This is a genomic window from Spartinivicinus marinus (assembly GCF_026309355.1).
In the GTDB taxonomy this organism is placed as follows: domain Bacteria; phylum Pseudomonadota; class Gammaproteobacteria; order Pseudomonadales; family Zooshikellaceae; genus Spartinivicinus; species Spartinivicinus marinus.
Genome location: NZ_JAPJZK010000001.1, coordinates 4437148 through 4449321, shown reverse-complemented (window position 1 = coordinate 4449321; position 12174 = coordinate 4437148). Strand labels below are relative to the sequence as shown.

The 12174-nt window shown below is 39.2% G+C and carries 13 protein-coding genes; 4 read left to right on the top strand and 9 right to left on the bottom strand.

Features of this window, described 5'->3' with window-relative positions; all coding sequences use genetic code 11:
- The first annotated feature begins 2 nt into the window (after window positions 1-2).
- Both OQE68_RS19920 and OQE68_RS19915 read left to right on the top strand, forming a co-directional pair.
- Window positions 3-515: a carbapenem self-resistance protein CarG family protein gene (locus tag OQE68_RS19920; protein WP_180569445.1), complete on the top strand. Its 513-nt coding sequence runs from the start codon at window positions 3-5 to the stop codon at window positions 513-515.
- Window positions 516-529: 14 nt separating this feature from the next.
- Window positions 530-1060 carry a DUF3841 domain-containing protein gene (locus tag OQE68_RS19915; RefSeq protein ID WP_180569446.1) on the top strand — a complete coding sequence of 177 codons (531 nt, stop codon included), beginning with the start codon at window positions 530-532 and terminating at the stop codon, window positions 1058-1060.
- Between the two features lie 67 nt (window positions 1061-1127).
- On the opposite strand, the gene OQE68_RS19910 is transcribed toward OQE68_RS19915, so the two are convergent.
- Window positions 1128-2513 (bottom strand): MATE family efflux transporter, encoded by a 1386-nt coding sequence (locus tag OQE68_RS19910; RefSeq protein ID WP_266195782.1) that lies wholly within the window; start codon window positions 2511-2513, stop codon window positions 1128-1130.
- Window positions 2514-3088: 575 nt separating this feature from the next.
- Here OQE68_RS19910 and OQE68_RS19905 point away from each other — a divergent pair.
- Complete coding sequence (locus OQE68_RS19905; RefSeq protein ID WP_180569448.1) at window positions 3089-3622, top strand: GNAT family N-acetyltransferase; 534 nt, start codon at window positions 3089-3091, stop codon at window positions 3620-3622.
- A 72-nt stretch (window positions 3623-3694) separates the two neighbouring features.
- On the opposite strand, the gene OQE68_RS19900 is transcribed toward OQE68_RS19905, so the two are convergent.
- The 7 genes from OQE68_RS19900 to OQE68_RS19870 all read right to left on the bottom strand — a co-directional run bounded on the left by OQE68_RS19900 (window position 3695) and on the right by OQE68_RS19870 (window position 9971).
- Window positions 3695-4486: a substrate-binding periplasmic protein gene (locus OQE68_RS19900; RefSeq protein ID WP_180569449.1), complete on the bottom strand. Its 792-nt coding sequence runs from the start codon at window positions 4484-4486 to the stop codon at window positions 3695-3697.
- A 123-nt stretch (window positions 4487-4609) separates the two neighbouring features.
- Entirely contained in the window at window positions 4610-5464 is an 855-nt protein-coding gene (gene purU, locus OQE68_RS19895) for a formyltetrahydrofolate deformylase (protein ID WP_180569450.1), read from the bottom strand.
- Between the two features lie 121 nt (window positions 5465-5585).
- The gene (gene sbcB, locus OQE68_RS19890) at window positions 5586-7031 is read right to left on the bottom strand and encodes an exodeoxyribonuclease I (RefSeq protein WP_180569451.1); all 1446 of its coding nucleotides are present in this window, start codon (window positions 7029-7031) and stop codon (window positions 5586-5588) included.
- A gap of 31 nt (window positions 7032-7062) precedes the next feature.
- On the bottom strand, window positions 7063-7680 hold the full coding sequence (locus tag OQE68_RS19885) for a YigZ family protein (protein WP_180569452.1): 618 nt from the start codon (window positions 7678-7680) through the stop codon (window positions 7063-7065).
- A gap of 125 nt (window positions 7681-7805) precedes the next feature.
- A complete protein-coding gene (locus tag OQE68_RS19880) occupies window positions 7806-8159 on the bottom strand; it encodes a PilZ domain-containing protein (protein ID WP_180569453.1) in 354 nt (117 codons plus the stop codon).
- Between the two features lie 185 nt (window positions 8160-8344).
- Window positions 8345-8761, bottom strand: a complete 417-nt coding sequence (locus tag OQE68_RS19875) for a tetratricopeptide repeat protein (protein ID WP_180569454.1) — start codon at window positions 8759-8761, stop codon at window positions 8345-8347.
- 235 nt (window positions 8762-8996) lie between these two features.
- Window positions 8997-9971 (bottom strand): OmpA family protein, encoded by a 975-nt coding sequence (locus OQE68_RS19870; RefSeq protein ID WP_180569455.1) that lies wholly within the window; start codon window positions 9969-9971, stop codon window positions 8997-8999.
- 187 nt (window positions 9972-10158) lie between these two features.
- On the opposite strand from OQE68_RS19870, the gene OQE68_RS19865 reads away from it, so the two are divergent.
- Window positions 10159-11061, top strand: a complete 903-nt coding sequence (locus OQE68_RS19865; RefSeq protein WP_180569456.1) for a universal stress protein — start codon at window positions 10159-10161, stop codon at window positions 11059-11061.
- Between the two features lie 4 nt (window positions 11062-11065).
- Here the strand turns inward: OQE68_RS19865 and OQE68_RS19860 are convergent, their stop codons facing one another.
- Entirely contained in the window at window positions 11066-12061 is a 996-nt protein-coding gene (locus OQE68_RS19860; RefSeq protein WP_180569457.1) for a S8 family peptidase, read from the bottom strand.
- Window positions 12062-12174 lie beyond the last annotated feature (113 nt).

Here is a 12174-nt window from a genome sequence, read left to right as displayed (position 1 = left end):
TTTTGCTTCAAAAGCTTATTATTACGATATTATGCACCTATTCTTTGATTGGTCATTGTGATAACCCCATTGAACTACAATCAGGCCCTAACTTCCTTGACTTCAATAATGATGGTCTACAAGATGTTGTATTTAAGGGTTTATACGACAATAGTACCTCACACCCAGATACCACTTACACATTTTACATTAAAAGCAAAGAAGGCCATTTTTTGCATACTCCTATTGGAGAGAATATTCAAAATATTACCTTTTGGGACGAAAAAGTTTCTGGTTTAGGGTATCTATTTAGGGACCTACAAGTTTTTAAAATACAGAATAAAATGATCATCGTGATTGCCACTAAAACCCAGGTGAATAACTTTGATAAGTCGCCCGTTACTCTCACTTACTATCACTTAAGGAAAAGCCCCGATGGGCCTGGTCAAATCCCTTTTCGTTGGGTTGAATTTAAATCCAGCCAAACCAAACAACAGTATGAGTCTGTTGAATCTGCATTTAATGAAGTGAAATAAGTAAGTTACTAATAATGAAACTGTGGACATTTCAACATACTAAAGTTGCCGAACACTTAGAGTATAATAATATCTACTATGCCGACCCTAAGCATGTAGATGATAATTGGTTAATCGCTTATCGCTGGATGAGCGAAAGAATGCAAGAAAGAAATATCAATATACAAAATTCAACTCCAATTTGGTTGTGGGCTTACCAACCAACCTTCTCAATACTTTATGACCTTTTATCTGAACATGAATTTTCTCAAGGTATTTGTTTAATTGAAGTAGATGTTCCAGGAGAACAAGCTATTTTTTCTTGTTATGACCAATGGAACACGTTTCTATATTTTTGCCTTGAGCATAAAAAAATACCAATCATTGATAATAAATATAGAAAAATGTTCACATCATTTCATGACTTAACCCACAATGGTATTCAGGTAACACTGCCTTACCTCAAACGAGAATGGGTTAGTCAGGTTAAGGATTTGACTCATTATATTAGATCTAATGATTGGTGTGAAAACAATAGCTTAATTTCATTTGAAACTAACGTTTAGCACAACAAATCACACAAAATACTTAATCAAAATCTATTTTACCCTTCGTACTGGGGAGACAGACTTCTTAGCTATCTGGCTTTTCAGTTAACTGATTTATTTGGGCACAGCTTGATGATAAGGGATTAAGTTCTGAGCTTAAATCGGTATCCATTACAGGTGGTTGTGGCTTTGGGGTACAGGCCAGTTGTTTCTGGCCCACCAAACGATAGGCTAAGTAAATGCCAATCAATGAAAAGAACATGCCACCAATCGCCTGGCCAAGTAATACTCCTTCTGCACCATAGAGCTCTGCACCTAACCAAATAAACGGCACAGTGCCGAGAGAGGCTTTACCCCAGCTCATCATTGTAGAAAAAGTCGGCTTGCCCAGATTATTAAACGAAGCATTTGCTACAAATAAAATACCATTAAAAATAAAGGTAATAGCCACAAAATGACTAAAAAATCGTACTAATTTCCCTGCTTCATCCGTTAAGGTAAAAGCAGCAATCACATGATTGTTTACCAGAAAAAACAATAGACTGACCACGCTAATATAACCAATACAAAATAGGATGGCTTTATTAAGGCTTTCTTTGACACGATCCAGCTGGCCTGCACCATAGTTTTGGCCAACAATGGGCGCCACTGCACCTGAAAGCGCAAAAATCACTCCAAATAAAACCGGTATCAGTCGCCCGATAACGGCATAACCAGCCACAACATCATCACTAAATGCTGCCATTGCCTTAGTCACAAAAGCATTACTAGTAGGGGTCGCAATATTGGTGAGAATCGCGGGAATAGCAATCCCATTAATGCTACGTAAATCTTGTATGTAACGTTTGGGGTGAAAGCGTGTGTACAACTTGTGGTGTTTTACAATAGTCCAGCAAGCGATAACCAACATGGTAATTCGGGCAAAAACAGAGGCAATGGCTGCTCCCTCTACACCAAGGCCTAAACTAAAGATAAAAATAGGGTCTAGTACCGCATTAACCAATCCACCTGTAATGGTGGAGTACATCGCCCGTTTGCCATCACCAACAGCACGAAGGCCTGCACCAAGGCACATGGCAAGACTCAAAAATGGTAATGAGGGAATTAAAATATTTAAATAACTGACAGCAAGCGCAAGGGTTTTGCCCTGAGCGCCGAGTAGCGACAACAAATCAGGAATATAAATCCAGACAATACCAGCGACCAAACTCGAAAAAATCAATGCAGTCGCACACACATGCACCATCAGACGCTCAGCTTTAGCACGCTCATTTGCTCCTATTGCCTTTGATATGAGAGCAACAGATGATATGGAAAGACCAATACCAAAAGACGTAGTGAAAAATGCAACCGTACCTGCATACCCCACCGCAGCAGCCAACTCAGTAGTACCTAGCATACTGAGAAAGAACATGTCCAACAGATCCACCAAAAACAGTGCGGTAATACCCGCAGCACTTGTAAAACTCATTGCCAATATATGCGGCATGAGGGGACCGGTTACAAATCTAGGGCTATTCATGTTTGTTGGCTCTGTGACAAAAGTTGTTTAGTTTTTAGGATGTCTAATCTTTTTAGCACCATTAAACTGCTAAAACACAGAACTATTTAAACGCGGTCTTGTGCTTAGTCAGTGGATCAGCACATTACACTGCTAAGATTACCTGTTCAAGCAAGAACATAGCAAGCTTATGCTTACCCTGATGCCTGTATTACAGATATTTAAGATGTTTAGTTGTTTCGAAGTGTTTTGCTTAGCGGAGTAGCAAATAAAATTACTCATGATTACAAAGTAAGTATTTATACATATTTTATTTTCAGGCGTTGAACTTGACAGTTACATTGATGTAACATATTTTTATGACAAAGAGGCAATCAACCATGAAGTTAATCAAAACGTTGCTTTCTTATAGTTTAGTACTGAGCGTTATAATATTCACTGATTTTTTAGTTAGTTATTTCATTCTTCATTGGTTGGTACTCGATATAGGCTAGCTTAATAAGTTATACCTCAACTGTTAAGTTTAATTATTACAAGAGACAAAAGTGACTATAACTAAGCATCATTTTGAAACCTCTCGATTATTAATCACCGAATGGCACGCCATTGATAAGAATGTGCCCCCACAATTTAACTTAACAGACACAGTTCAAAAAATTTTGACTCCTGCTGTCACACATTCACTTCCTGCAGACTGGCAAAATATCCATACGGATGAGCATGCAAAAAATTGGATTAAAGCCAGAGATAGCGAGGGAGTAACTTTATTGATTATTGAAAAACAGACAAATATACCTATTGGGCTGTTTATTCTGACTAAAGATGAAGATAATAGTAACGAAACGGCATTGAGAATTGGTTATATATTAGAAGAGCCTGCCTGGGGCAAAGGGTTTGCAAGCGAACTCATTGAAGGGTTTATTGTGTGGTGCAGACACAACAATATTTCATTATTGACTGCTGGTATTGATAAAGACAATATTGCATCAAAACGTGTACTCGAAAAAAATGGCTTCACTTGCTTACTGCAAAACAATTCTGAAGATAGTATATTTTTTCAACACCATATAAACCCATAGTAGTTTTTACATATGAAGACCTTTCATTAGGGACTCCTTCATTGTTTGCTATCATTGAAGGTGCCCTTTAGGCTACATCTCAGCTTTTTGAATCTGTAACGATTCGACATACTTGTTAATATATTGTCTAATTAGTCTATTTTTCTGGTATTTAATTATCAATATATTTACTTTTTCAGATAAATCACCCAGTAGCTTTTTTTTGGAGAATCCGAAATAAAGTGATGGATTCGTAACAAAATGAGGTGAATAAGTGATTTTATCTGAAAGCCCCAATTGAGTTAATAGCTGCAAGCTATGATAAAATCCATTTATCGTATAATCAAATTGTCTTTTATTATCAGCTAATAGAGTAAATGCTCTTTTCGATCCTTCCACTCGATATAGATTTAGATATTGCTTTTCATATCGACTGAATTTATCTCCCAGCACATAACCTAAACCAGTCACCCCATTTTTTCCTTTTAAATCATCCCAGCTTTCATATTCAAATTCATTACCTTTTCTCATGAAAATGGCTGTTGGGTCAGGGATAATAGCTATTGAGTAATCTAAGTAAGTTTCTCTTACTTGGCTCCTGTAAAGCCCTGCGATCATATCAATACGGCCATGTTTTGCATTATTCAATACCCTTTTCCAGGGAAATATACGATATTCTACTGGTATTTTTAGTTTTGCAAAAATATCTTTTGAGAGATCAATGAATACGCCCTTCAGCTCACCATTTTCTTCAAATGAAAATGGAAAGTAGTCAGGCAAGCCTGAGACTATTATTGTTTTTGCTGATTTGCTAGCTGTAGCCAATAAATCAGCTGAGAGACTAAGACAAACAAATACACAAAGGTATTCAATGAGTTTATTCAAGTTTTTATGCCTCTACCCTTTTTCTTACATTTTAGTCGAAAAAAGAGCGAGTGGCTCATGCATAAAATTGTTACCTTATTTTGCGCATGGAACACTCGAGGCTTTCAGTTCAGACAACTGCTTTTAAACAAAAACTACAGTTTTATTGTCATGAATGATAACACGGTCTTCTAAATGATACCGTAAACCATGAGCAAGCGCCGTTTTTTCACAGTCTTTTCCTAATCTCACCATGTCCGCGACTGTATCTCGATGGCTAATTCGTACTATATCTTGCTCAATAATAGGCCCAGCATCTAATTCCTCTGTGACATAATGGCAAGTAGCACCTATTAACTTCACCCCTCGTTGATGAGCTTGATGATAGGGCTTTGCACCAATAAAAGAGGGTAAAAAGCTATGGTGAATATTAATGATTTTACCAGCATATTGCTTACACACTTCGGGCGGTAAAATCTGCATATAACGAGCTAATACAATAGTATCAGCTTCATGTTCTGTAATTAGCTCCATAACCCGAGCAAAAGATTTAGCTTTATTATCCTTATCAACTGGCACATGGAAAAAAGGAATGCCATGCCACTCAACAATACTGCGTAAATCATTATGGTTAGAAATAACACAAGGTATTTCACAGTGCAGATCACCACTGTGCCAACGGTGCAATAAGTCAACCAGGCAATGCGCCTGCTTACTGGCCATCAAAATAACTTTTTTAGGGGCTTCTGAGTCGGTAATTTGCCATTGCATATTAAACTCATTGGCAATGGGTGCAAATGCTGTTTTTAACCCTTCAAGGTCAAACGGCAAAGAGTCTGCACAGATTTCATGGCGCATAAAAAACCAATTGGAGTCTGTGTCTGAGTGATGATTGGCTTCAGTAATTGAGCCATTATAAGTAGCTAAAAAATTACTGACTTTGGCAACAATTCCTACCCTATCAGGACAACCTATAACCAACCGGTAACTACGTGACATATTTGCCTCATTTCTAACGGACAGTGATTACTGCCTCGTACAGATTACAATCCAACTATAACCAAAAGGAAACGAATTATATTACCTGACCTATTGGTTAAGCAATTAGCATTTAAACACTTTAAGGGAGTTGCAGAGCTGCTTGCTTTTCATCTGCAAATTGCTGTAACTGCCTTAGAATAGTCTGCTCATGAGGGGTTTGCTTGGTAGACAAGAGAGCCCTGATTAATGCTTGCAGTTCTGATAAACAAATACTGCCTCCTGCACCTTTATTCAGTAACCGGGCTTGACACCAACTTTGCCAGCGTTGATCTTCTGACGCAGTCAGTGTTTCAGGGTAGTTGCGAGCCCGATAGCGAAATAACATGGTATCCAGCCGACTATCTTGAAACTGCCCCACCATATCCGCTAGCTGACTAGGCGGCAACGTTTTTAAGCGATTCATTTGGCTACGATCATAAGGGCTAAAGAAGCCACCACTATAAAGCATTAAGTCTGGGTTATCTGTTTGGGTCTCAGGCAGCTGATTAAATACTTCTGCTACTTTATCTCCTAATCCTGGTGCTTCTACTAATACTCGATGATGTTGTTTATAACTGTTTAAATCGATTTGCCAACGTTCCTGGTCAGCTGGCTGCAACACATTTAGTGGAGCAATAATCGGGCATTTATTAATATGAATCGTTTTAAGGGGAATCCGCTCTACCCCTGTCGACAATTTACTAGCAGGGGTAAATAAACGTTCGCGAATTTCTTCCACAGATAAGGTTAACAAGGGAGTAGGATCTACGCTTAAATCATAGACAATACGACCATTATTATTAGTTGGATGCTCAGCGAGAGGCATGACCACGGCCATACAACCACGATTAGCAGAAAACATCCCTGAAATATGTACAACTGGCTGTCCTGTTGAGAGATATTTTAACACCTGCTTTTTATGGCGAATGCTTAGCATAAAATTAAATAACTTAGGCTGTTTTTCCCGTAACAGCTTCGCCAGGGCAATCGTAGCTCTGACATCTGATAAAGCATCATGAGCCTGAGTATGAGCAATCCCATTGGCTTGGGTTAATAGCTCCAACTTAAAACTTGGCAAACCTTCTTCATTAATGGGCCACTCGATGCCTTCTGGCCTCAATGCATAAGCTGCGCGTACTACATCCAACAAGTCCCAACGACTATTACCGTTTTTCCACTCTCTGGCATAGGGATCAAAAAAATTACGATACAACAGGTGACGGGTCACTTCATCATCAAATCGAATACTGTTGTAACCTAATACACAGGTGTGTGCCTGACTAAACTGCTGATAAATTCTATCTGCAAACGCCGCTTCAGTTATCCCATGTTGATAAGTAGTTTGTGGAGTAATACCTGTAATTAAGCAAGCCTCTGGATTTGGCAACTGATCATCAGGTAGTCGACAGTAAAAGCTATCAGGAGAGCCTATTTCATTGAAGTCTTGATCAGTTCGAATACCCGCAAACTGTGCAGGCCAGTCTTTGGCTGGGTCAGCGCCAAAGGTTTCAAAATCATACCAATATAACGTTGGGGCTTGTGGCATTGGTTACTCGTTATTTCTCGTGATGAACAGGCTAGGTGATTTTAGCTTGCCCTTTACTTTTATTAGTGATGGCTGCTGTCATCAACTGTTTGTTTTCCAGCGGCAGTTGAATGGCCATCTCCACATGGTCGGTATATTGACAGTCGATAATAGTTCCCTGATATTCAGGTAATAAGCTTTTTAAAATGGGTTCAAAGGAGTACTGACAACTAACGGTTGCAGTAATACACGGCACTTTTAATATAGTTGGTAACTTTTCAAGTGCAGCTTGGGTTACTCCTGAATAAGCTCGAACCAAACCACCCGCACCGAGCTTGACTCCACCAAAATAACGCACCACCACTACAAGTACTTCACCCACTTTATGATGTTGTACTACATTAAGAATGGGCTTACCCGCTGTACCTTGTGGCTCGCCATCATCATTAAAAGCAATACTGGTTGCACCTTCAGGTGGACCTGCAACATAAGCCCAACAATGGTGTCGAGCATCTGGATAACGTATTTTTATTTGCTCTATCGCTGCTAGTGCCTGTTGGCGATCTTGAATACGCTCAACTAAAGCGATAAACCGGCTGCGCTTAACTTCATGTTCAACTGCAATCGATTCGGCAGGAATTGCATAGGTTGATTCCGACTGTTCAGACATAAGGGAAGATAACTATCAAATACCACTCAATGTGAATTACATAAGGGTATTCTACGGGGTTAGCCTGCAAAACTAAATAAATCGTTAAATAAAGCTAGCTCTTAAACTAAAGTCGGTCCTTAACGTTAATCTTTAAAGCTAAAGTAGTGTTTTAGTGACTCAACAATATCTTCAATCCCCCGATGAGTGTGGATAATTTCAAATCCTGAGTCAAAGTAGCGCTGATCTACATCCGCCTTACACCATAAGCAGACTGCAATAAAATCTATCACTCCAGCGTTGTTAGGTAATTTAATCAGTAGCTGATACTCAGCACCTGTCATAATGGGAAGCTCACTAATCAGCATCAGTCCCTGTGTGGATATGTTACCAATAAAGCCCATCGCCCTATCGGTATAACCATTATAAACAGTCAGGTATTCAGTCAGATGGTGGCGAGGAATTAGACGTTTTTCATGAGTAAAGCTATGATTTGCCATTGTTAGTAAACTAGTAATTTCGTTATCAGTTGCACCTCCCTGTATGAACAAGCTCAGTAGATATATCACCACTACAAACAAATCACATGCCATCCTGTAGCTTGCGAATTGCACAATCTTAGTAAAAGTGTAGTCGTAAGTAATAAAAGTTAAAAGGCGAGTGTTAACAAACGGACATTAAAATGTCACTTAGCATAAGGGCTTCTACCCACTTTGCCACCCGTTAATACTCTGATTCTGGCTTTGGCACGATAGGCATATTCAGATTGAGGGTATGTCTGCTGAATGAAGCGGTAAGTTTCGATTGCGTCCATATACAGGCCTTGTCGTTCTAAACACAGGCCTCGTAACATTGATACTTCTGGTTGTAAAAAACGCCGAGGCTGCGAGCGAATCATTCGATCAACCCGACTGAGAGAGTGCAAAGCGCCAACACAATTACCATTATCATAGTGCTGATATGCAAAATCTAGCTCTTGGTTAATTCGGTGTGAAGCACAGCCAGCCAGTAATACACCAGTAGTTGTTAAAAGAAAAAATAAAACAGCTGTACGGTAACGAATACCAGAACGGTTCCAGAGAGAGAATGCTTGCTTTACCATCGTTCGCCCTGTCGTCAATAGAAAATAGCCATGTCACCAATATCGACCTTGGGGCTTTTTTCTTTAATCAACAAGCGCTTTTAATAAACAAACTGGTTTTACAAAGAGTCATTAAGCAGGCTGTCGCTTAGTAGAATAACTATCCCTTTACGTCTTTAAATTAGCATGAAACAAGCAACATCAGCAGAAGCTGGTAAACAGGCCTATCACCTGCTACCAACTCAGCTTTAGGTTATTACTCAGAAACTACTTTTTGTACACGGTCAACCGCTTCAATGGTAGCAACAACCCGACGATTTTGCTTACGGCCCAGAGGTGTTCCGTTATCAGCAATAGGTTCAGCTTCCCCCTTACCAATAGAGGTCAAGCGATTACCATCAACCTGATATTGTTCAATCAGCGCTTCACGTACTGCATCAGCACGAGATTGAGACAACATTAAGTTATAGGTGTCATTACCAACTGAGTCAGTATGCCCTTCAATAGTGACATGCACGTTAGAGTATTTGCGTAAGAACTGAGCTGCTTTTTCCAGCTCGCCGTAATACTCAGGCTTAACCTCAGACTTATCAAAGTCAAACTCAACATTAAGCCTCACACTAACAGGCTTATCGACATAAATCGTCTTCGGCTCTGCTACTGGTGTAGGTGCTGGCGTTACTTTACGCGGCTTGCTGGTTTTAGTATCACCCAAAGCATATTTGAGTGAGAACATCCAAGCTGCATCGTTATCATCTTCATCAAGACTATGGTAACCACGCACATCGGTTCTTAGCGCCAATCGATCTGTTAACTCACGCTCAATACCGACGCCTACGCCTAGTAGTGTTTCCTCATCAACACCAGAGGTATTTGGGTCTAGCCTCATGTGAGCCGCGCTGGCTAATAGATAAGGCTTCCATTTACCTGTTGGGTTGAAAAAGTAAAGGCCATCTAGGTGATACCACTGACCATCAACTTCGTTATCCAAACCAGGGTCTTCAGTTTTTAAACCACCTACCCCTAATTGAAGGGCAGTACGTTCATTAAACTGATAACCAAAGTCCAGACTGTAAATTGAGTCATCCTCAAGGCCACGGTCATTATTAAAAAAGTATTTGCCCACCGAAGGAGCAACATACGCGTGGGGCTTAACTTGCTCTTCGGCGACTGCTGTATAAGAAGCCAGACTTAGAACAATACCCACTGTAATTAAATTCATTTTTTTCATTAAGCCAAACTCTCCATTGCACGAATAAATCGTCCGAGAGGAGTATATAATGACTTTTTGCAATAAAAAAAACTGAACCGATTAAAAACGGTTACCAAACAACCAAACCGTGAATCAAATCACTATTTTTTTATGCCATAATAATAAATACTTGTTTAGATAATCATTATAAAACAGCGGTTAACCAATGAATTTTCTCAATACACTACATTCGTCTTTTGGTTTGGTGCTATTGGATTGGCCATTTTTTTCTCCCACTTTTTTAAATAAAGCAATAACGACAGCAGCCTTACTTGCAGAAGACGTTTATTATGCTGTGATAACTCCTAAGCCGCTTAAGTACTTACCCTTACCAAACTACCAGCTCCCCAATAATAAGCAAGTTGAAGCAGAATTAAGACAGCAGATTGAACAGATTTGTAGCCGATTAAATATAAATAAAACTCATCATTACTGTGGGATTTTTCTCGGCATAGAAGGTGTACATCAACTAAATCAGGTCTGCCTAGATAAACAGATATCCATGATTTTCAAAGACCTCCATCCGACTCTCTCTTTTACACAACACTTAATGGCTTTAAACACCCTTCAATTAGCTAAAGAGGCCAATACATCCATATGGTTTATCACCCAGTCAACACCAAGTCGACGAGGGTTAGTTTGTGTTAGCAACGAGTCACATGATACTCAGCACGAAACATTAACTCACAAAATAATAGCCACCAGCAGTTGGTTGGCTAACTGTTTAACCATCAAGCTTGAGTTATTTCATGCAGTAACGCCTTTAGTCGCCGAATGGCTGGTTGACACAGATCTTACCCAACCTCATCAAAATGAAGTTAAACAACGACAAACTTACTTTGATCAGCAAGTTCACCAACTGCTAAGTTCCCTGCCCACAGATACATTTGCCATTACCTGTATACAAGGAGAACCTGATTATGTCATCAAACAGCGATTACAACAGCAAATTGTCGACTTACTTATTATAGGTTGGCTACCTCAAAACCACTGGACCCATGCAATGCATGGGCAGCTGGCTGAGCGATTTATCAAACAAGGTGATTGCGATGTCATTATTATAAAATAACGCGTTACTTTTGTGATACTAGTTTAGCGGTAGGTGTGTTGTTCAATACGGCAATACAATCTAAAACAGCAGCTTGTTTCTTTTTAGTGTTTTTTTGTAATTTCTTTTGAAACGTCGTATTAAAAATATTTTTAACTTTTTCGGTGTTAATATACGGGTTTTTTTCAGCCATAAGCGCAATACAACCCGCTACCGCGGGAGTAGCCATGGAAGTGCCTGAATCAATTTTTGACAAGCTGTCTTTATCCATTAGATCAAAATTTTCATTTGTAGAAATAATATTATAACCTGGTGCAAGCACTTCTGTATGAGCAAACCGTTGTTGCTCAGCAATGGTTTCTTTATTTTCCATATTCTCTTTATAAGCACCTACAGCAATAACATTGTCTAAACAAGCAGGAAAATCCTTAAATACACTAAACCCTTCATTTCCCGAAGCCGCTACCACAATAATACCTTTTTGAGTGAGCTTATTAATATACTTTTTTATCTCACGCGCAGGTCCTGTTGGAGGCACACAAGACCAACTGGAAAACGAGCGACTACCCAAGCTCATATTAATAATTTTAACGTCTTGTAATTCGGGATTACTATCTATCGCTTTAAGCGCTGCTGCAATATCAAAGTTAGACCCATTATTCGCTTGATGCAGCACCCTCAAATTAACAATATCAGCTTGAGGAGCAACACCAGTTGGCGCACCACCACTCAGTGGTTTAGCTGCTATGATGCCAGCAACATGGGTTCCATGATCTGCAGGGTTATTACTACCATGATAATTATTTTGGCAACTGGCTTTTTTATAATTATTTTCTTTGTCCCAGTTTTCTGAAAAACAATAATGACGGGTAACATGACGAAGCTGTGGATGAGTACTATTGATTCCAGAATCAATTACCGCTACAGTAATCCCCTTTCCTGAATAAGTATCTGCATTCGCCAGAGAATTAAAATACAATATATTTATAAGTAATGAAAAAATTAATAAATGCTTCACCATGATACTGCTTATCCCTTTAAAATTTTCTTACTAAACACTGCTTATTTATTGTTAACCTCTTGATTAAAAACCAAAATAAGTTCTACTCTTTGTTACTCCTTCAAGAGTATTGA

Bases quoted from the DNA above. Each gene is read 5' to 3' on its own strand.
- OQE68_RS19915 (WP_180569446.1), top strand. From the start codon at position 530: ATGAAACTGTGGACATTTCAACATACTAAAGTTGCCGAACACTTAGAG.
- OQE68_RS19910 (WP_266195782.1), bottom strand. From the start codon at position 2,513: ATGAGTTTTACAAGTGCTGCGGGTATTACCGCACTGTTTTTGGTGGAT.
- purU (WP_180569450.1), bottom strand. From the start codon at position 5,464: ATGTCACGTAGTTACCGGTTGGTTATAGGTTGTCCTGATAGGGTAGGA.
- sbcB (WP_180569451.1), bottom strand. From the start codon at position 7,031: ATGCCACAAGCCCCAACGTTATATTGGTATGATTTTGAAACCTTTGGC.
- OQE68_RS19885 (WP_180569452.1), bottom strand. From the start codon at position 7,680: ATGTCTGAACAGTCGGAATCAACCTATGCAATTCCTGCCGAATCGATT.
- OQE68_RS19880 (WP_180569453.1), bottom strand. From the start codon at position 8,159: ATGGCAAATCATAGCTTTACTCATGAAAAACGTCTAATTCCTCGCCAC.
- OQE68_RS19875 (WP_180569454.1), bottom strand. From the start codon at position 8,761: ATGGTAAAGCAAGCATTCTCTCTCTGGAACCGTTCTGGTATTCGTTAC.
- OQE68_RS19870 (WP_180569455.1), bottom strand. From the start codon at position 9,971: ATGAAAAAAATGAATTTAATTACAGTGGGTATTGTTCTAAGTCTGGCT.
- OQE68_RS19865 (WP_180569456.1), top strand. From the start codon at position 10,159: ATGAATTTTCTCAATACACTACATTCGTCTTTTGGTTTGGTGCTATTG.
- OQE68_RS19860 (WP_180569457.1), bottom strand. From the start codon at position 12,061: ATGGTGAAGCATTTATTAATTTTTTCATTACTTATAAATATATTGTAT.